Raw genomic sequence first — 18,509 nt, 5'->3', positions numbered from 1 at the left:
ATAAAAGTAAAGTAGTTTCTTTGGTAAGCAAATTTATAATAATAAATCATTTTAAGCGATTTGCACTATGGTTAATGTAAAAACAGATGTTTTAATAATAGGTGCAGGTCCTTCAGGCGCTGTTGCTGCCGCTTATCTGCATAAGCAAGGTATCGATGTTAAGGTGGTTGAAAAAAATAAATTTCCTCGCTTTGTCATAGGTGAAAGTCTTTTACCAAGATGCATGCATCATTTTGAAGAAGTAGGTTTTATAGACTGTATTTCTTACGCTGGATTCGAAATTAAAAAAGGGGCACGTTTTTTAAGAAATGAGATAGTTTGCGAATTTGATTTCAGTAAAAAGCATACTGAAGGTTACGATTGGACTTGGCAATTGCCAAGAGCGGAATTCGATAAAATTCTCACTGATGAAATCGAGAAAAGAGGTGTGGACATTTCATTTGAGGAAGAAGTTGTGGATGTGAAATTCAATGCTGATGGTTCTTCAAAAACGGTAGTCAAAGCATTAAATGGCATTGAATACACAATTGAAGCAAAATTTATAATTGATTCCAGTGGTTACGGTCGTGTGCTACCACGTTTATTGAATTTGGAAAAGCCTTCTGAAATACCTAAAAACTCATCTATATTCACACACGTAAAAGATGTAAACAGGCCAGAAGGTAGAGAAGGTACCATTATAACATTTGATGTTTTTGATCATAATTGTTGGCTTTGGGTCATTCCTTTTTCAGATGGAAATACTAGCATTGGTTTTGTTGGCAATTCAGAATATATGGAGACCTTTAAAGGCGATGCTTCAGAGAGATTGCGGGACATGTTTCAGCTTTCAGAACATTATCGTGAACGTTTCCAAGATGTAGATTTTCTATTTGAACCTATCTCAATAAAAAACTTTTCGAAGTCGGTTACTAAATTATACGGAAAGGGTTACGCACTTACTGGAAATAGTGCCGAATTTTTGGACCCTATTTTTTCATCTGGTGTTACGTTTGCTACGGAATCTGCTTTACGGGCAGCCAAATTGGTGACGCAAGAGCTAAAAGGAAAATCTGTAGACTGGGAGAAAGATTTCTCAGATTACATGAAAGAAGGTGTAGCAGTTTTCGGTTCGTATGTTAAAGAATGGTACACTGGAAATTTACAAACCGTTTTTTTTGAAGGAGATACAAATCCTGAAATCAAAAAGCAAATTTGTGCGGTTTTGGCAGGCTACGTTTGGGATAAGACCAATCCTTTTGTAAAAAAACACGATAGGATAATTTCTACTTTAGCCCATGTGATTAAGTTGGAAGCTTAGATTTGAACAAACTACTATGCGTGCATAATAATTTGTTATATTTGTCTTCAAAATAATGCAAATCTTATGCAAACCAAACTAACCGAACTACTCAACATTAAATATCCAATAATTCAAGCACCAATGTTTTTGGTGTCTAACGTAGCCATGGTTACTGAGGCCATGAAAGCTGGAATTGCAGGTTGTATTCCTGCACTAAATTACAGAACGCTAGACGAATTAAGAGTTGCAATAAAAGAATTAAAAGCAAATAAAGTTGAAGGAGGTTCTTTCGGTTTTAATCTTATTGTCAATAAATCCAATATAAAATATAAAGGTCAGCTTGAAGTGTTATGCGAAGAAGGCTGCGACTTTATCATCACGTCATTAGGTAGTCCGGAAGAAACTATCCGTCAGGCACATGCAGTAGGTATTAAAGTGTTTTGCGATGTAACGGATTTACGGTTTGCTAAAAAAGTGGAACAGTTGGGAGCCGATGCTGCCATTGCCGTAAATAGTGAAGCGGGTGGTCACCGTGGCAATCTCTCGCCAGAAGAACTCACTAGTTTATTAGACAAAGAATTATCAATTCCTGTGATTTCCGCAGGTGGAGTAGGTTGCAAAGAAGATATTGATAAAATGTTAAGCTATGGAGCAGCTGGAGTTTCGGTTGGAAGTCCGTTTATTGCTTCGGTTGAAGCTGGTGTCACTGATGAATATAAGCAGGCTTGTGTAGATTATGGTGCTGAGGATATTATTATGACCGAACGTATTTCTGGTACACCTTGTACAGTTATTAACACACCTTACGTTCAAAAAATTGGTACAAAAGCTACATGGATAGAAAACCTTTTGAATAAAAACAGAACACTCAAGAAATGGGTGAAGATGATTCGGTTTTCCATTGGAATGAAAGCCACCGAAAAAGCTGCTAAAAAAGCAACGTATAAAACCGTTTGGGTTGCTGGTCCAAGTATTGAGCATACTAAGGCTATTTTGCCTGTAAAAGAAATTGTAGCCAAATTGGTTAATTAATATTGGTAAAATTTTGCTAAGCACTTCCACCTTAATTATTTTTACTTTAAGATTAAATTTGTTGTAAAATCAGAGAATTCATTTAGCTATTCGATAATTATCACGTAGCTTTATAATCTGGCGTTATTCTGCTGTAAATTTACAACGACAACATCAATGCTCAAAAAGGTTTTAATTACCATTGTAATATTATTATTGCTGTTTCTAGGCTTTTTATATTGGTCTGTAAATAGCACTAGTAAAACTTTTAGCAAATCAAAATTAATTAGCATAGAAAATACTGAAACGGTTAATTTCAGGGACTACGATTCTGTGATTATAGCAGCAAGTGATTTATATAAGGCAGATGCTATAAAAAAACTTTTTCAGGGAGAACAATACAGAAAGGCGTGGTCAGCAAAAGTAAAAGTGCCGATTCTGTTTTTAGATACATTGTACGGAGGCATGACGATTATTAAGGAAGGAGGAGGCAATCAGACACATTCTTTAAAATTAAAAAGCGTTGATGGTATTGTTTACACGCTAAGAAGTATAAATAAAGATGCCAAACCATTGATTCCGGAATTTCTAAGAACACTTGGTTTAGAGAATATTGTGGTCGATGGCATCTCGGCTCAACACCCATACGGTGCGGTTTTAGTGGCAGAATTAGCGAATAGTGCAAATGTAATTAGCACTGAGCCAAAAATCTACTTTCTTCCAGAACAAGATCTGCTTGGATCGTACAATCAAAAATTTGGAAACAGATTGTATATGTTTGAATATGAATCTGAAGGCGAGGTCAATTGGACCAAATTAGATAGTGTACAAGAAATACTTGATACAGAAGACTTGCAGGAATGGAAACAAGAACTCAAAGATAGTTTACATATAGACGAACGTGCTTTGGTACGCAGTCGTCTATTCGATTTGTTAATTGGCGATTGGGATAGGCATACTAAACAATGGGGTTGGGCAGTTCAAAAATTAGATACCGGATACAAGGCTACACCTATTGCTGCAGACAGAGACAATGCTTTTTTTAATTTAGAAGGAATAATTCCATCCATACTTTCCAATAAACATGTTGTACCAGAGTTAAGACCGTTTACTAAAGAGATTAATTATATGGAAGGCTTGGTGTATCCGTTTGACCGTTATTTTTTATTACATACATCTGAACAAATTTTTGTTGAAGAAGCTGAGTTTTTGCAAAGAAGTATCACCGATGAAGTTTTAGAAAATGCTGTTAAGGTATGGCCTAATAACATAACGCAACTAGATGGCGAAATGATTATCAATACAATGAAACAACGCCGCAAAGATTTAAGGGATTATGCAATAAAATTCAATAACATTATTAAAAGTCGCGGAAAAGTTGATGAGCCCTTAAAAGGCTCAGAGGATTTGACTTTAAAAAATGAACTTCTGAATTGTTTTGAGTGTGAGTAATCATTTTAAATAATTAGAATTAAGACGATTAACCGTAACAAATTCTCAAATTGTAATACTAATAAGTAAACAAGTTTAACGTTAAAAGATAGAAATCATGATACACAAAGGAGCAATAGCATTAGGCTTATTATTGGGAGCGGCAGCAGGCGTTCTGTTGGCACCAGAAAAAGGTAGTGTGACTAGAGAAAAACTTAAAAGAGAAGGTCAAAATATTAAAGACCAAATAACGAAGGACTTTGCTGAGGTCAAAGAAGACTTGTCTAAAGCAGCAACATCTGGTAGAGAAAAATTTACAGAGGAATTTAATGATTTTACATCTAAAGCTAGTTATAAGACAGAGGACACTATTACATTTTTAGAAAAGCAATTAGCCTCTTTAAAAGAAAAGAATAAATCTTTTCAATAATCGAGCTGATTAAATCATGTCACTGTGAGGATTGTGAACGAATTACTTTCATAATGTAATTATGAATTTAATAGATGCCATGTTTCAGTTCAATAACATATTATTTAGTTGCATCCAAAACAGCTAAAAGTCTTTTTTTAATTTGTGGCCATTCGGTTTTCAAAATGCCGTAACAACAGGTGTTTCGCCTAAAACCATCTTGCATGAGCGTATCTTTTCGTAGAATACCTTCTAAGGTTGCACCAAGTTTTTCAACAGCTTTGCGAGATTTTTTATTGCGTTCATCTATGCGGAATTCCACTTTGTCAAATTCAATAGATTCAAAAACATACTGCAGCATTAAGAATTTAATATTGATATTTAATCCTGTACTTTGAAATTTATGACCAAGCCATGTCCAACCGATGTGCAGTACTTTATTTTTCCAATTTATAAGTCCAAAACGTGTTGAGCCAGCATACGCTTGTTTTTCTTTATCATAAATTATAAATGGAATGGTGGTTTTATTCTCAAGACCGTCAATAGCAGTTTGTATATAATCCTTTAGTTTCTCTGAAGTGGAAATATCTGAAGGTGAATAGTATATAAGGTCTTTTTCTAAAGCAATTTTTTCCAACTGCTGATAGTTATCAAGGCTTAAAGGAATGAGTTTCGCTCGTATGTTTTCTAGTGTTGGTATTTCCATATTTTTTCATTCTTACCTTTCAAATTAGTTCAATTTTGTTTTCATTAGGAATCTATTATTTATCCTTGAATTTTTTATTGTGAATTGCTGCTGATATTGGTATTATAATTCTAAACCAAATCGTTTATCAAATCCACATTCACAACATGCTTCCCATCAAACGCTATAATTTTAGCCCTATCCCCAAACAATTCTTTAGCACGTTTTGTTTCTGCTTCAATCCTATGTTTGTCCAAATATTCATCCTCAGTCCCATAAATCAATTTCACTTGAGTACTATGTGGTAAATATTTAAAATCCTCACTCATTAATTCTTTTGGTATGCCACCAGAATGTAGGACCAACTGTTCGCAAGACAATTGACGTTTTGCCAAGTAGCGCATAGCGACACTGACACCTTGTGAATAGCCTAGAACTATAAAGTTAATATCACCTGGTATTTTTTCAGCTTCAAGAATTGCATCAAAATAATTCATGATATTTTCTGTATCAGCCATTGTGTTATCACGGGTGAGCCAATTAGCACCGACATGCATTTTTGGCTGAATATAATACTTGCTCGGAGCCTGTGGTGCAATAATGTAGTTTTCTTCAACATTTAAACTTTTAAAATATTTTAGAAAATAGCGACTTAAATAACCCATACCATGGCACACAAACCAAACATTTTTGGTTTTGGATGATAGATTATTTAAAGTCGAGTAGGTGGTGGTAGTTTTATAGCTTATTTCTTTCTCTTGTGAATTCATTATTATAGGTAGTTTCAGTATTTTTGTTTCGGATGCAATAAAACTTAAAAATACACTTTTCTATGCAACAATTTAAAGAAGAATTATTGGCCAAAGCCAATGCTGCCAGCAAAAATACATTGATGGAAACGCTAAGCATTGAGATTGTGGATTTTGGCGATGATTTTTTGATAGCAAGAATGCCTGTGACCTCAAAAGTACATCAACCCGATGGAGTACTGCATGGTGGAGCGACAGCAGCTTTGGCTGAAAGTGTTGGCAGTTTTGCTTCGCATATTTTTATAGATACCGATAAGTTTTTTGTACGTGGCATAGAAATTACCGCTAACCATCTCAAAAGCGTAAAAGAAGGTTATGTGTATGCGAAAGCTACATTTTTGCACAAAGGTAGAACTACGCAGTTGCTGGATATTAGGGTTACAGATGAATCAGAAAATTTGATTTCTATATGTAGATTGTCTACCATATCACTCCCAAAAGCCAAATAAAGAATGGATAGCAATTCATTTTTTAATCAACTTGAAATTCAATACGCAAAGAAGTTGCCGTTGGTAGTGTACAGCAGACCTATCAACTCTATCATAAAGTGCTGGTTGCAAAAAGATGATGCTTTGTACACTACAGAGAATTTCTCAGAAAGTGGATTCGTATTCGCGCCTTTCGATTTAAACAATGACACCATTTTATTGCCACAGGAGAAATGTGAGCATCATACATTGGAAGTATCTAATCTTAAAACTGAAAACAAAAATCAAGCTGTTCAAACTTCTAACGGAAAAAAATCTGAGCACATTCATCTGGTTTCTAAAGGTATTGATATTATTGAGTCTGGTAATCTCGATAAAGTCGTTTTGTCAAGATTTGAAACAAAAGATTTAGAAAATGCTAATCCTGTTAAATTATTCAAAAGATTATTCAATACATATAAGAATGCTATGGTGTATTGTTGGTACCATCCTAAGGTAGGACTTTGGATTGGTGCAACACCAGAATTATTATTCAAAGTAGAGGGCAAAAGATTGACTACAATATCATTGGCAGGAACAAAACCATTTATTGAAAATAAAGCTCCAAATTGGGCATCAAAGGAAACCGTAGAACAGCAGATTGTTACGGATTATATAACAAAACAAATTGAACCTTATACCCACTCAGTTTCAATTTCTGAACTTGAAACAGTCAGGGCAGGCAATTTAATTCACCTTAAGACACGTGTCATTAGTACTATTAAGGATGATACGGATTTGAAATCAATAATTGATGTACTGCACCCAACACCAGCTGTTTGTGGATTTCCCAAGGAAAAAGCAAAACAGTTTATTATTGAAAATGAAAATTACGATAGAAATTATTACACGGGTTTTTTGGGAGAGTTAAATCTTAAGGAGTCAAAATCCCGAAATACAAACAGGCGTAATGTTGAGAATAATGCCTACTCGTCCGTAAAAATCCAATCTAATTTCTACGTTAATCTGCGATGTGCTGAGATAAAAGACAATAAAGCTTTCATTTATGTTGGTGGCGGCATTACCAAAGATTCCAATCCTGAAAACGAATGGGAAGAAACCGTAAATAAGACCAAAACAATATTAAAAGTACTGTATTGAGCTAAGGGATTTTCTTATTTTTGTTATTTGATGATTTACTCTAAAATTCCTTTAGCCCAAACCACAGTGACATTATGTAAGGCACATAATATCAAGCATATTGTCATCTCACCAGGAAGTCGCAACGCACCCTTGACTATTAGTTTTACCAATGATGAGTTTTTTGAATGTTATAGTATTGTAGATGAGCGCTGTGCAGCATTTTTTGCATTAGGTATCGCACAACAAACTCAAGAGTGTGTTGCCATAGTATGCACTTCTGGTAGTGCTTTACTTAATTATTATCCTGCCATAGCTGAAGCATTTTACAGCCAAATTCCATTAGTAGTTCTTTCTGCAGATCGACCTCCACATTTAATAGGTATTGGTGATGGACAAACCATAAAACAAAAAAATATTTATGGAGAACACGTGTATTATAGCGCTAACCTTAAATTGGATGAAAAAAAAGAAGCAAAATTTTCTTTTAATAACGATGTCCAATCCTTTAATGAAACTGAAATTAATGAAGCTTTGACAACTGCTGTTTTAAAATCAGGACCTGTTCATATCAACGTTCCATTTGATGAGCCATTATATGAAACGGTAGACGAATTATCTATTAATCCGAAACCATTTCAATATAAAACAATAATTGAAGAAGTTAATCAGACAGAAATAAAAGCCTTATCCGACAAATGGCAGGAAGCCAAAAGAAAAATGATTCTTGTTGGTGTACTACAACCAAATTCAATCGAAGTAGAATGGCTTCAAAAAATTGCAGATGATAATAGTGTTTTAGTTTTTACAGAAACGACATCAAATTTACACCATCCAGATTTTCTCTCAGGAATAGATAAAATTATCGCACCGTTAAACGATGAAGAATTTCAGGACTTGCAACCAACTATTCTTTTAACATTTGGTGGCCTGATAGTGTCAAAAAAGATAAAAGCATTTTTACGCAAATACCAACCCAAACACCATTGGCATGTAGGTTTGCAAAAAGCTAATGATACTTTTTTCTGTTTGGAAAAGCATATAAAACTATTGCCAAATACATTTTTAAGTGCTTTTTTGCCCGAAAATTCAAACTTTTCCGAAAGTAATTATAAGTCATCATGGCTAAAGCTACGCTCTAACAGAAGAAAAAAGCATTCAGAATATTTAGAAACAATTCCCTTTTCAGATTTTAAGGCTTTTGATATTATTTTGAAGCATTTACCAAAAAACAGTCAATTACAAGTAGGGAACAGTTCTGCTATTAGATACACCCAACTTTTTCAGTTTCCTAGAAGCATTAGTGTTTTTTGCAATAGAGGCACAAGTGGTATTGACGGCTCTACTAGTACTGCTATTGGTGCAGCAGTTGCATCACGTATGAGAATTACTTTTATTACAGGGGATTTAAGTTTCTTTTATGACAGTAATGCAATGTGGAATAACTATATACCAAATGACTTTAGGATAATTGTAGTGAATAATGGTGGTGGTGGCATATTCAGGATTTTGCCTGGACATAAAAACACCGATAATTTTGATACATATTTTGAAACTAAACATCATTTAACTGCAAGAGAACTATGCAAAATGTACAGTTTTGACTATTCAAAAGCTGAGAATGCATCAGACTTAGATGTCGAGTTTCAATCCTTTTACAACACTTCAGAACAGCCTAAATTACTGGAAGTTTTTACACCGTCAACATTAAATGATGAGGTACTTCTCAATTATTTTAAATTTCTAAAGTAAAGCTAACGTTAAGAATTGCGCTTCATTTTCGATATGTTGAAAAATTCTTATATTTAAGGAAGCAAATTATTAAAACTAAAACTAAATTAAAAATGAGTAAAAGAGACGACCTAATCGCAAAGTATGCGGCAGATTTAAAAGATAAATGTGGTGTAAATCCAGAAATGGATTTATTGACAAAAGTAACTGTTGGTCTTGGACCATCCATATATAATGCAGATTCATCTACGGTTTCTGGTTCAGACGAAAAGGAATTGGCGACAGTAAAGAATAATTTTTTAATTAAAAAATTGGGATTAAAAGAAGGTGCAGAATTAGACAAGGCAATTGATGCAGTTATGGAGAAATACGGTAGGTCTAACCGAAATAAATACAGAGTGGTAGTGTATTATTTGCTTACGAAGCATTTTAAAAAAGAATCAGTTTATAAATAAAATTTGATCGATTATGTTAAAGCGTTATAATTCCGTTGGAATGATAGCGCTTTTTTTTTGCGATATACTATAAAACCTGACTAGTAATTTATTTAACTTCTCATTAAAATATCAATACCTTTGCCACATGATACATTTAGGTGAATATAATACACTCGAAATACTAAGAGATACTGAACCAGGTCTTTTTTTGGGAGATGGAGACGAAAATGAAGTACTGCTACCCAACCGTTACGTTCCAAAGGAATTTGAGATTGGTGATAAAATAAAAGTATTTGTCTATTTAGATAATGAGGAACGACCAGTTGCCACCACAGATGAACCTTATATTAAAAAAGGTGATTTTGCTATGTTGCGCTGTAACCAAGTGACCAGTTTTGGTGCTTTTTTGGATTGGGGATTAGTAAAGGAATTATTTTGCCCGTTTAAAGAGCAAGCCTTTAAAATGAAAGCTGGAGGTTGGTATTTAGTCCATTGTTATTTGGACGATGAAACCGAAAGACTTGTCGCATCGAGCAAGACTAATAGTTTTTTAGATAATAAAGAATTAACAGTAGAACAGTTTGAAGAGGTAGATATAATTGTTTCTCATCCTTCGGAATTGGGTATGAATGTTATCGTAAATAAAACTCATTTAGGATTAGTATTTCAGGACGATATTTATAAAGACATAAGTGTTGGTGATCGATTAAAAGGAATTGTAAAAAAAGTTCGTCAGGATAATAAGTTAGACATTTCACTTAATCAAATAGGTTATAGAAATATAGAACCTAATGCCGAGCATATTCTCAATGAACTTCACGACAATGGTGGATTTTTACCACTTCACGATAAATCGAGTCCAGAAGATATAAAGGAAATACTTCAAATGAGCAAAAAAAGCTTTAAAAAAGCCATTGGTTCACTCTATAAAGAGCGTCAAATAACCATTGAAGATGAGGGCATCAGATTAGTTTAGGGCTATCTGGATTTTGTTTTTAACTCTTCTATATACAGTATCTAGGCCCTCATATAAATTATCAAAACAGAAGTCTGTAGATTCACAGAATTTGGTTTCAATAATAGCATTCATTCTTCCAGCTTCATTATGAGTAACAATTCCATAAGCGGCTAAATTAGGTAGACTAGCTGTAACTTCTGGCATATCCAAAAGAGAAATTGAATACGAATTCACCCTATTGGCTATAAGTCCAAAAGGTTGTAAACTTCCAAAATGTCTAATTATATCTTTTAGAGGTGCTCTAAAAGATTCAAGATCCAAATGGGCACCCTCGTTAAATTCTGCTACAACAAGGTGATTGAGAAAATAAAGGTTACCAACTTTAGTTGAAGTTTGTTTAATAACTATTGGTGCAACATTAGACTCTGTAATACTCATTTTTATTGTGAAATTTGTTAAGCTGATGATTATTTTGATGGGTATTCTATTTAGATACTATTTTTGAGACACAAATATTTAATATAGGTCACAAAATATTGAAAATGAACATTTAGTATAAAAACTGTGATTTGATTTTTGAATAAGTCACATATTTTAAAATTTTGTTCATGATAATTCTCATAAAAAAAATACATTGTATAGACACCCTTAAAAGGACTGAAATCTTTACTTTTGTTCTCAAACAAAAACAGATATGATTAAAGCCGAATGGGTCAAGGTGAAGGATTATGAAGATATCACTTATCATAAAAGTAAAGGTGTTGCAAGGATTGCCTTTAACAGACCGGATGTGAGAAATGCATTTAGACCAAAAACTACCTCAGAACTTTACGATGCATTTTACGATGCCAATGAAGATGTAGATATTGGTGTTGTATTATTAAGTGCGGAAGGTCCATCGAGCAAAGATGGTATTTGGAGCTTTTGTTCTGGCGGTGATCAAAAAGCTAGAGGACATCAAGGCTATGTCGGAGAAGATGGCTACCATCGTCTTAACATATTGGAGGTACAACGTTTAATTAGGTTTATGCCAAAAGCTGTAATTGCTGTAGTTCCTGGTTGGGCTGTTGGTGGCGGTCACAGTTTGCACGTGGTTTGTGATTTGACACTAGCTAGTAAAGAACATGCGATTTTTAAACAAACAGATGCCGACGTCACCAGTTTTGATGGAGGTTATGGTTCTGCTTATTTAGCGAAAATGGTAGGACAAAAAAGAGCGCGCGAAATTTTCTTTTTAGGACGAAATTATTCTGCTCAGGAAGCTTATGAAATGGGTATGGTAAATGCCGTAATTCCTCATGCAGACCTAGAAGTCACGGCCTTTGAATGGGCTCAGGAAATATTGGCTAAATCACCTACATCCATTAAAATGCTAAAATTTGCCATGAATTTAACTGACGACGGTATGGTAGGGCAACAAGTGTTTGCAGGTGAAGCAACTAGATTGGCATATATGACAGACGAAGCAAAAGAGGGAAGGGATGCATTTTTAGAAAAGAGAAAACCTGACTTCCCTAAAAAATGGATTCCATAATTTAACCTACACATGAACAAAATTAAACCGTGGCTATCTGCCATGCGCTTAAGAACGTTACCTCTTTCTGTTTCAGGAATTGTACTCGGTACTTGCTTTGCCTTTTATAATGGTAAATTTGATATTTTGGTATTGATTTTTGCCATTTTAACTACCATCAGTTTACAAGTGCTTTCAAATTTGGCCAATGATTACGGTGATAGTGTTAGTGGTGCGGACAACGATGAAAGAGTAGGTCCACAACGAGCAGTACAAAGTGGGATCATTACTCCTGATGAGATGTTTGAGGCAATTAAAATTAATATTCTTATTGTTATATTTCTCACGCTGGGTTTAATTTGGGTAGCTTTTGGCCCAACTAATTTTTTGTTTTTGTTGCTTTTTCTGTTTCTTGGAGGCATTTCAATATATGCCGCCTTAAATTATACGATGGGTGATTCTCCATACGGTTATAGGGCTTTAGGAGATGTTTTTGTTTTTATATTTTTCGGTTTAGTTAGTTCTTTGGGTAGTTATCTATTGTATGTGCATACGCTAGACCACGTAGTGGTTCTACCAGCCATTGCATTAGGTTTATTAAGTGTCGGTGTCCTTAATCTCAATAACATGCGTGATATACAATCTGATGCCAACGTAGGTAAAATAACACTTGCGGTAAAATTAGGATTAACAAAAGCAAAACAATATCATCTATTTCTAATTGTAGGAGCCATGATTATTACCGTGGTGTTTTCAATCTTATATTACGTGGAGCCATATAATTTCCTATACATAATATCTTTTATTCCGTTAATCATTCATATAAAAAAAATAAGAAATGCCAAGACTGCCTCTGATTTTGACAGTCAACTAAAGGTTTTAGCTTTGAGTACATTTCTGTTTTCTCTCCTTTTAGGTATTGGTTATATTTTATATTAATTTTATAAGTGTTAAACTTTTAAATTTTTTAATATGAAAATTACATTTTATGGCCATGCCGCTTTTGGTATTGAAGTAAACAATGCCCATATTTTGGTCGATCCTTTTATTACTGGGAATGACAACGCCAAAGACATTGATATAAACAGTCTTAAGGCAGATTATATTTTAGTTACGCATGCTCATGAGGACCATATTTTAGATGTAGAAGCTATTGCAAAACGAACTGGAGCCGTCATAATTACAAATTACGAAATCTCCAATCATTATCAAGAAATGGATTTGGAAACACACCCAATGAATCATGGTGGTTCGTGGGATTTTGAGTTTGGGATGGTTAAATATGTCAATGCCATACATACATCCTCATTTCCAGATGGTAAATATGGTGGCCAACCAGGAGGATTTATTATTGAGGGTGAACATAAGAATATTTACATAGCAGGTGATACAGCGTTGACTATGGATATGAAATTAATCCCGATGCAAACAAAATTGGATTTAGCCATACTACCAATTGGAGATAATTTTACAATGGGAATCGATGATGCCATTATAGCCAGTGATTTTATACAATGCGATAAAGTGTTAGGTTGTCACTACGATACTTTTGGTTATATAGAGATAGATCACGAAGTTGCCAAACGCAAATTCTTTGAAAAAGATAAAGACTTAATGTTGTTAGAAATTGGAGAGAGTGTAGAGATTTGATTGTGTTTTATCTTCAACATTAAAAATAATAGTACCAATTTAAATTGAAAATTGAAAATTGGATATTATATAGTCCAACCAAGATACGCCAAGTTCAATCCTTGTAAAGGATCAGCGAACTCGACTTCGCATCACCACCTTATGCAATAAACGAGGAAAGAACCTTTTTAAATAAACACCTTTTGTTTCCCCTTGACCAATATATGCTTCTAACTTTTCCTTTTTAATGGCCGTAATCATGTGTTTTGTAAAAACATTTACGTCTAAGCCTTTTTCAGTTGCTTCATCTTGTTGATTTTGAGCATTCCCTTCACCTGTTAAAGCATTCCGAGCAATGTTTGTGTTTACAAATCCAGGGCAAATCATGGTCACTTTAATTTGGTCTTTTTCATGTTCCATACGCAGCACATCAAAAAACCCGTGCAAAGCATGTTTGGCGCCACAATAACCAGAGCGATAGGGTGAACCAAATTTTCCCATTAAACTGGTAACGGTTACAAAATGTCCAGATTGATTGGAAATAAAATGAGGTAATAAGGCTTTAGTTAAAGCCACTGTACCGAGATAATCCACTTCCATTAATTTTTTATCTACCGAAATATCAGTATCGATTATTAAAGACCGTTGACTGATACCACCGTTATTAATCAACATATCAATTGTGCCAAATAACGAAATCGCTCGTTCCGCTATAGGCTTCATACTGTGGTATTCCGCTAAATCAAGAGGCAAAACTGCTATATGTTCTGGCCTAGCGCATAAATCCCTTACCTCATTTAGAGCGGCTTCCCGTCTTGATGATAAAATGAGTTTGCAATCTAGATTGGATAGATGCAGTGCAAGAGATTTGCCGATCCCACTAGAAGCTCCTGTAATCCAAATAACTTTATTTTTGAAAACCATATTTAGTTCTATTCTTTAAACTTTTTGCTAAGACTGCGATCGTTCATCGCTAACTGAATTCATCCATTCCTTACGTAAATCATCACTGATTTTACCACTGCCATCATGTTTCCAACCAGGAGGTTTAAAGAAATAATTTATTCTATGTTTAAAGGATTTTTTTCCACCTAAAGCATCTTTTCCCATATTCCACCATTCCAAAAAAGCAATTTTTACTGGATTGTAAGTTTCAATATTTTTTACCAAACCATATTTCACTTTTTCCTCTTTTAATTCAGGCTGAAAAGTGCCAAAGAGCTTATCCCAAATAATCAGAATTCCTGCGTGGTTACGATCTAAATAAATAGGGTTACTTCCATGGTGAACACGATGGTGAGAAGGTGTGTTGAAAATGGCTTCAAACCATTTGGGCATTTTATCAATCGCTTCCGTATGAATCCAGAATTGATACAATAAACTAATTGACATTTGCAATAAAATCATCGCAGGATGAAAGCCTAGCAACGGCAACCACAACCAAAATATAAATGTGTAAAACCCACCAGACCATGTTTGTCTCAATGCCGTACTTAAATTGTAATGTTGTGAAGAATGATGTACAACGTGAGAGGCCCAGAATATTCTACACTCGTGAGAAATTCTGTGAAACCAATAGTATGAGAAATCATCAGCAAAAAAGAGTAAGGCAAAAGACCACCAAGTTATTGGCAGCGTAAACAACCTAAAATTATCGTAAACCAAAAAAAATAGCAACAGCACCAAGGCTTTACTGGCAAAACCCAAAACTACATTGCCTAATCCCATAGCAATAGATGAAAATGCATCCTTGCCCTCGTAGCTTTTAATTTGATGTTTTGTTGTTACATATAACTCTAAGAGCATTGCCAATATAAAAAAGGGAATTGCATAAAGGATGATATTTGGGAAATCAGGCATTTTGATAAAATTTCAGCTTCTAAATTACGAAATTATTTAAGTATTTTTGATCCCACTTATGAAAGCCTCTTATCACAAATATATCCTGAATTTTAAACGTCCAAGCGGCACATCCCGTGGCGTTATGAACACAAAGGAAACTTGGTTCATTATTATTGAAAAAAATGGTAAAAAGGGAATCGGTGAATGTGGAATTCTGAGAGGTTTATCAGTAGATGATCGACCTGATTTTGAAGAAAAGCTCAAATGGGCTTGCGACAATATCCATCTTAAATTAGACGAGTTATTAATTGAGCTTATTAAATTCCCAAGCATCCAAATTGGATTGGAAACTGCACATAAATCATTAGATAGTGACGATAGATTTTTGTTATTTCCTTCAGCTTTTACAAAAGGGTTTGATAATATACCGATTAATGGTTTGGTATGGATGGGCGACGCCAACTATATGAGAGAGCAAATCAATGAAAAAATTGAAGCTGGATTTGATTGTATAAAATTAAAAATAGGTGCCATTGATTTTCAGACGGAACTGGACATTCTTAAATCCATTAGAAACCAATTTTCAAAATCCGATATAGAATTAAGAGTGGATGCCAATGGGGCATTTAGCCCAGAAGATGCGCTGGAAAAATTAAAACGATTATCGGAATACGATATACACTCCATAGAACAGCCCATTAAGGCAGGTCAATATGAGGCAATGGGTAAGTTGTGCGAAACTACACCAATACCGATTGCATTAGACGAAGAGTTGATTGGTGTGTTTTCAGTTCAAGATAAAATGAAGGTTTTAGAATTAATTCAACCTCATTACATCATTTTAAAACCAAGCTTGGTAGGTGGTTTTCGAGGCAGCGAACAATGGATTGATTTAGCGGAAAAACTAAATATAAAATGGTGGATTACAAGTGCGCTGGAGAGTAATGTTGGTTTAAATGCCATTGCACAATGGACTTATACACTCAATAATTCGATGCCACAAGGCCTTGGCACTGGTAGTTTGTTTACCAATAATTTTTCTTCGCCATTAACTGTAAAAAATGGTACTTTGCAATACGATATTAATAAAGATTGGAAATTTAACTTATGAAATTAGATTACATACAACAGGCATATAAAGGACTTCACGATGGTTGGAGATATATAGTGGGATTTGTTATAATAGTCATTTTTGTGGTAATTGGTCAAGTACCATTCACAATCGCCGCAATTTTTGAAGCGCAGCAGCAAGGCATGAGTTTATTCGCTTTAGATGAGACAGCCATTATGACCGTTCTTGAGCCAAATTTAAATTTGTTTTTAATGCTCTTATCCTTTGCTGTAGGTCTATTGGGAATTTTTCTAGTGAACAAATGGTTGCATAATATGACCATTACGCAATTGACTACAGCACGAAAAAAAATTGACTGGAAACGTTTTTGGGTCATATTTATTAGTTGGGGAATTCTATCTTCTGGACTTGTATTAGTAGATTATTTTATGACACCAGAAAATTATGTTTTGAATTTTAATCTGGAAAAATTTCTGATTTTGGCTATAATTGCTATTGCCCTTGTGCCATTACAAACGAGTTGTGAAGAATATTTATTTAGAGGTTATTTAATGCAGGGCATTGGTGTGGTTGTCAAAAACAGATGGGTGCCATTATTGTTAACATCTGTTGTATTTGGGATGTTGCACATTGCAAATCCTGAAGTTGATAAATTGGGCAATATCATCATGATATATTATATAGGAACTGGGTTATTCTTAGGCATTATGACCCTAATGGACGATGGTTTAGAGCTAGCTTTAGGCTTTCACGCAGCCAACAATCTATTTACAGCATTATTGGTTACTGCCGACTGGACAGCATTTCAGACACATTCTATTTTGAAGGACACCTCAGACCCAACTAGTGCAACGATGATGGATATTATTATTCCTGTTTTTGTAATGTTTCCAATTATACTTTTAATTCTTTCGAAAGTTTATGGCTGGAATAACTGGAAAGAGCGTTTATTCGGTAGGGTAGAAGAACCGCCAAAAGAAGACTACAAGATTATTGAATAACCATGGCGCCAAAATTCAATAAGGTTCATAATAAGTTTAAATATAACGGAATTCATTATAAATACAACGAACTCAAGGATCTTGCTTATAGTTTAATCAAAGAAGGAGAGTCTTATGAGAAAGAGATTGGCAATTTCCTGACAGATTGGCTCAATAAAAAAAGTCATATTTCTGTAAAAACTTCGGGTTCTACAGGTTTTCCTAAAACCATCAAACTTCAAAAACAGAGCATGGTAAATTCTGCCATAGCTACAGGTGATTATTTTAATCTAGTATCTGGAGATACTGCGCTAGGCTGTTTGCCAATTAAATACATTGCTGGAAAAATGATGTTGGTTAGAGCCATTGTTTTAGGTCTTGAAATCGATATGGTTAAACCAACATCTCAACCTGTATTTGATGAAGATAAGCCATACGATTTTTGTGCTATGGTGCCTCTTCAAGTCGGAAATATTTTAGACAAGACTGAAAACATAAAAACCATAATCATAGGAGGTTCTCGAATTCCTATGAAGGTGTTGGAACGGTTAGAATCCGGTAAGTCCAAATACTACGAAACCTATGGTATGACCGAAACAATAACGCATGTAGCTGTTAAACAGTTAGAATCAAAAGCTTCAAATGGCGAACCATATTTTAGTGCATTACCTAATGTAAAATTTCAAATAGACAATAGAAATTGCCTCATCATAGACGCTCCGAAATTGAAGGTTGAAAATTTGGTAACTAACGATGTAGTAGAGCTATTTTCAGATCAGAAATTTGAATTATTGGGTCGTCATGACAATGTGGTAAATTCTGGTGGAGTCAAATTGTATCCTGAGCAGATTGAAAAAAAGCTACAATCCATCCTCAACCAACGTTTTATTGTTGCTGGTGAAGAAGATTCAGAACTTGGCGAACGACTCATCCTTATTGTTGAAAATCCTTCAAAATCTATAGCAGAAATCAAAAGTCAAATCGATAATCTAGAGGAATTGGATAAGTTTGAAATCCCTAAAGCCATTTACTCTATTAATAAATTTGAAGAAACTGCTAGTGGTAAAATTCAGCGCACAAAATCTATTAAAACTGCCAAAAGGTAGTTAACTCACCCAAACATATACTTTACTCATTCCTGGTTTTATTTCAGTTGTTTAGCTTATAGTTTTA

Annotated in this window: 20 protein-coding genes; 15 read left to right on the top strand and 5 right to left on the bottom strand. The window is 34.5% G+C overall.

Features of this window, described 5'->3' with window-relative positions; genetic code table 11:
• The first annotated feature begins 67 nt into the window (after positions 1-67).
• The 4 genes from HM983_RS09575 (at position 68) to HM983_RS09560 (ending at position 4,154) form a co-directional block, all read left to right on the top strand.
• On the top strand, positions 68-1,300 hold the full coding sequence (locus HM983_RS09575) for an NAD(P)/FAD-dependent oxidoreductase (RefSeq protein WP_179345187.1): 1,233 nt from the start codon (positions 68-70) through the stop codon (positions 1,298-1,300).
• A gap of 66 nt (positions 1,301-1,366) precedes the next feature.
• Positions 1,367-2,314, top strand: coding sequence for an NAD(P)H-dependent flavin oxidoreductase (locus HM983_RS09570; RefSeq protein ID WP_179345186.1), 948 nt, complete (start codon positions 1,367-1,369; stop codon positions 2,312-2,314).
• A 156-nt stretch (positions 2,315-2,470) separates the two neighbouring features.
• Positions 2,471-3,745, top strand: a complete 1,275-nt coding sequence (locus HM983_RS09565) for a hypothetical protein (protein WP_218841847.1) — start codon at positions 2,471-2,473, stop codon at positions 3,743-3,745.
• A gap of 97 nt (positions 3,746-3,842) precedes the next feature.
• Positions 3,843-4,154, top strand: coding sequence for a YtxH domain-containing protein (locus tag HM983_RS09560; protein ID WP_179345185.1), 312 nt, complete (start codon positions 3,843-3,845; stop codon positions 4,152-4,154).
• Positions 4,155-4,254: 100 nt separating this feature from the next.
• On the opposite strand, the gene HM983_RS09555 is transcribed toward HM983_RS09560, so the two are convergent.
• Both HM983_RS09555 and HM983_RS09550 read right to left on the bottom strand, forming a co-directional pair.
• A complete protein-coding gene (locus HM983_RS09555) occupies positions 4,255-4,839 on the bottom strand; it encodes a GNAT family N-acetyltransferase (protein ID WP_179345184.1) in 585 nt (194 codons plus the stop codon).
• A 110-nt stretch (positions 4,840-4,949) separates the two neighbouring features.
• Positions 4,950-5,588, bottom strand: a complete 639-nt coding sequence (locus HM983_RS09550; RefSeq protein ID WP_179345183.1) for an alpha/beta hydrolase — start codon at positions 5,586-5,588, stop codon at positions 4,950-4,952.
• Positions 5,589-5,650: 62 nt separating this feature from the next.
• Between HM983_RS09550 and HM983_RS09545 the strand changes: the two genes are divergently transcribed.
• The 5 genes from HM983_RS09545 to HM983_RS09525 all read left to right on the top strand — a co-directional run bounded on the left by HM983_RS09545 (position 5,651) and on the right by HM983_RS09525 (position 10,318).
• A complete protein-coding gene (locus HM983_RS09545) occupies positions 5,651-6,076 on the top strand; it encodes a PaaI family thioesterase (protein ID WP_179345182.1) in 426 nt (141 codons plus the stop codon).
• A gap of 3 nt (positions 6,077-6,079) precedes the next feature.
• Positions 6,080-7,195 (top strand): chorismate-binding protein, encoded by a 1,116-nt coding sequence (locus tag HM983_RS09540; RefSeq protein WP_179345181.1) that lies wholly within the window; start codon positions 6,080-6,082, stop codon positions 7,193-7,195.
• A gap of 30 nt (positions 7,196-7,225) precedes the next feature.
• The gene (gene menD, locus HM983_RS09535; RefSeq protein ID WP_179345180.1) at positions 7,226-8,926 is read left to right on the top strand and encodes a 2-succinyl-5-enolpyruvyl-6-hydroxy-3-cyclohexene-1-carboxylic-acid synthase; all 1,701 of its coding nucleotides are present in this window, start codon (positions 7,226-7,228) and stop codon (positions 8,924-8,926) included.
• A 92-nt stretch (positions 8,927-9,018) separates the two neighbouring features.
• Positions 9,019-9,360, top strand: coding sequence for a DUF2853 family protein (locus HM983_RS09530; RefSeq protein ID WP_179345179.1), 342 nt, complete (start codon positions 9,019-9,021; stop codon positions 9,358-9,360).
• Between the two features lie 127 nt (positions 9,361-9,487).
• Positions 9,488-10,318, top strand: a complete 831-nt coding sequence (locus tag HM983_RS09525; protein WP_179345178.1) for a CvfB family protein — start codon at positions 9,488-9,490, stop codon at positions 10,316-10,318.
• On the opposite strand, the gene HM983_RS09520 is transcribed toward HM983_RS09525, so the two are convergent.
• Positions 10,310-10,738: a hypothetical protein gene (locus HM983_RS09520; protein ID WP_179345177.1), complete on the bottom strand. Its 429-nt coding sequence runs from the start codon at positions 10,736-10,738 to the stop codon at positions 10,310-10,312. The genes HM983_RS09525 and HM983_RS09520 overlap by 9 nt on opposite strands.
• 256 nt (positions 10,739-10,994) lie before the next feature.
• Here HM983_RS09520 and HM983_RS09515 point away from each other — a divergent pair, with 256 nt between their 5' ends.
• Genes HM983_RS09515 through HM983_RS09505 form a run of 3 tightly spaced genes read left to right on the top strand, consistent with a single transcriptional unit; the run spans position 10,995 to position 13,463 of the window.
• Positions 10,995-11,834 (top strand): 1,4-dihydroxy-2-naphthoyl-CoA synthase, encoded by an 840-nt coding sequence (locus HM983_RS09515; protein WP_179345176.1) that lies wholly within the window; start codon positions 10,995-10,997, stop codon positions 11,832-11,834.
• Between the two features lie 12 nt (positions 11,835-11,846).
• Positions 11,847-12,752 (top strand): 1,4-dihydroxy-2-naphthoate octaprenyltransferase, encoded by a 906-nt coding sequence (gene menA, locus HM983_RS09510; RefSeq protein WP_179345175.1) that lies wholly within the window; start codon positions 11,847-11,849, stop codon positions 12,750-12,752.
• 33 nt (positions 12,753-12,785) lie between these two features.
• A complete protein-coding gene (locus tag HM983_RS09505; RefSeq protein WP_179345174.1) occupies positions 12,786-13,463 on the top strand; it encodes a metal-dependent hydrolase in 678 nt (225 codons plus the stop codon).
• Between the two features lie 111 nt (positions 13,464-13,574).
• Here the strand turns inward: HM983_RS09505 and HM983_RS09500 are convergent, their stop codons facing one another.
• Together HM983_RS09500 and HM983_RS09495 are read right to left on the bottom strand one after the other, a co-directional pair.
• The gene (locus tag HM983_RS09500; protein WP_179345173.1) at positions 13,575-14,366 is read right to left on the bottom strand and encodes an SDR family oxidoreductase; all 792 of its coding nucleotides are present in this window, start codon (positions 14,364-14,366) and stop codon (positions 13,575-13,577) included.
• A gap of 27 nt (positions 14,367-14,393) precedes the next feature.
• Positions 14,394-15,302: a sterol desaturase family protein gene (locus tag HM983_RS09495; RefSeq protein WP_179345172.1), complete on the bottom strand. Its 909-nt coding sequence runs from the start codon at positions 15,300-15,302 to the stop codon at positions 14,394-14,396.
• A 58-nt stretch (positions 15,303-15,360) separates the two neighbouring features.
• On the opposite strand from HM983_RS09495, the gene HM983_RS09490 reads away from it, so the two are divergent.
• Genes HM983_RS09490 through HM983_RS09480 form a run of 3 tightly spaced genes read left to right on the top strand, consistent with a single transcriptional unit; the run spans position 15,361 to position 18,442 of the window.
• A complete protein-coding gene (locus HM983_RS09490; protein ID WP_179345171.1) occupies positions 15,361-16,395 on the top strand; it encodes an o-succinylbenzoate synthase in 1,035 nt (344 codons plus the stop codon).
• Entirely contained in the window at positions 16,392-17,357 is a 966-nt protein-coding gene (locus HM983_RS09485; protein ID WP_179345170.1) for a CPBP family intramembrane glutamic endopeptidase, read from the top strand. The genes HM983_RS09490 and HM983_RS09485 overlap by 4 nt, the downstream gene beginning before the upstream one ends.
• 2 nt (positions 17,358-17,359) lie before the next feature.
• Entirely contained in the window at positions 17,360-18,442 is a 1,083-nt protein-coding gene (locus tag HM983_RS09480; RefSeq protein ID WP_179345169.1) for an AMP-binding protein, read from the top strand.
• Positions 18,443-18,509 lie beyond the last annotated feature (67 nt).

The organism is Winogradskyella ursingii (assembly GCF_013403975.1).
In the GTDB taxonomy this organism is placed as follows: domain Bacteria; phylum Bacteroidota; class Bacteroidia; order Flavobacteriales; family Flavobacteriaceae; genus Winogradskyella; species Winogradskyella ursingii.
This window is presented reverse-complemented; position numbering and strand designations above follow the sequence as displayed.

Coding starts and splice junctions, on each gene's coding strand:
- HM983_RS09530 (WP_179345179.1), top strand. CDS start 9,019: ATGAGTAAAAGAGACGACCTAATCGCAAAGTATGCGGCAGATTTAAAA.
- HM983_RS09550 (WP_179345183.1), bottom strand. CDS start 5,588: ATGAATTCACAAGAGAAAGAAATAAGCTATAAAACTACCACCACCTAC.
- HM983_RS09485 (WP_179345170.1), top strand. CDS start 16,392: ATGAAATTAGATTACATACAACAGGCATATAAAGGACTTCACGATGGT.
- menA (WP_179345175.1), top strand. CDS start 11,847: ATGAACAAAATTAAACCGTGGCTATCTGCCATGCGCTTAAGAACGTTA.
- HM983_RS09500 (WP_179345173.1), bottom strand. CDS start 14,366: ATGGTTTTCAAAAATAAAGTTATTTGGATTACAGGAGCTTCTAGTGGG.
- HM983_RS09495 (WP_179345172.1), bottom strand. CDS start 15,302: ATGCCTGATTTCCCAAATATCATCCTTTATGCAATTCCCTTTTTTATA.
- HM983_RS09520 (WP_179345177.1), bottom strand. CDS start 10,738: ATGAGTATTACAGAGTCTAATGTTGCACCAATAGTTATTAAACAAACT.
- HM983_RS09480 (WP_179345169.1), top strand. CDS start 17,360: ATGGCGCCAAAATTCAATAAGGTTCATAATAAGTTTAAATATAACGGA.
- HM983_RS09545 (WP_179345182.1), top strand. CDS start 5,651: ATGCAACAATTTAAAGAAGAATTATTGGCCAAAGCCAATGCTGCCAGC.
- HM983_RS09505 (WP_179345174.1), top strand. CDS start 12,786: ATGAAAATTACATTTTATGGCCATGCCGCTTTTGGTATTGAAGTAAAC.
- HM983_RS09575 (WP_179345187.1), top strand. CDS start 68: ATGGTTAATGTAAAAACAGATGTTTTAATAATAGGTGCAGGTCCTTCA.
- HM983_RS09525 (WP_179345178.1), top strand. CDS start 9,488: ATGATACATTTAGGTGAATATAATACACTCGAAATACTAAGAGATACT.
- HM983_RS09490 (WP_179345171.1), top strand. CDS start 15,361: ATGAAAGCCTCTTATCACAAATATATCCTGAATTTTAAACGTCCAAGC.
- menD (WP_179345180.1), top strand. CDS start 7,226: ATGATTTACTCTAAAATTCCTTTAGCCCAAACCACAGTGACATTATGT.
- HM983_RS09565 (WP_218841847.1), top strand. CDS start 2,471: ATGCTCAAAAAGGTTTTAATTACCATTGTAATATTATTATTGCTGTTT.
- HM983_RS09555 (WP_179345184.1), bottom strand. CDS start 4,839: ATGGAAATACCAACACTAGAAAACATACGAGCGAAACTCATTCCTTTA.
- HM983_RS09560 (WP_179345185.1), top strand. CDS start 3,843: ATGATACACAAAGGAGCAATAGCATTAGGCTTATTATTGGGAGCGGCA.
- HM983_RS09540 (WP_179345181.1), top strand. CDS start 6,080: ATGGATAGCAATTCATTTTTTAATCAACTTGAAATTCAATACGCAAAG.
- HM983_RS09570 (WP_179345186.1), top strand. CDS start 1,367: ATGCAAACCAAACTAACCGAACTACTCAACATTAAATATCCAATAATT.
- HM983_RS09515 (WP_179345176.1), top strand. CDS start 10,995: ATGATTAAAGCCGAATGGGTCAAGGTGAAGGATTATGAAGATATCACT.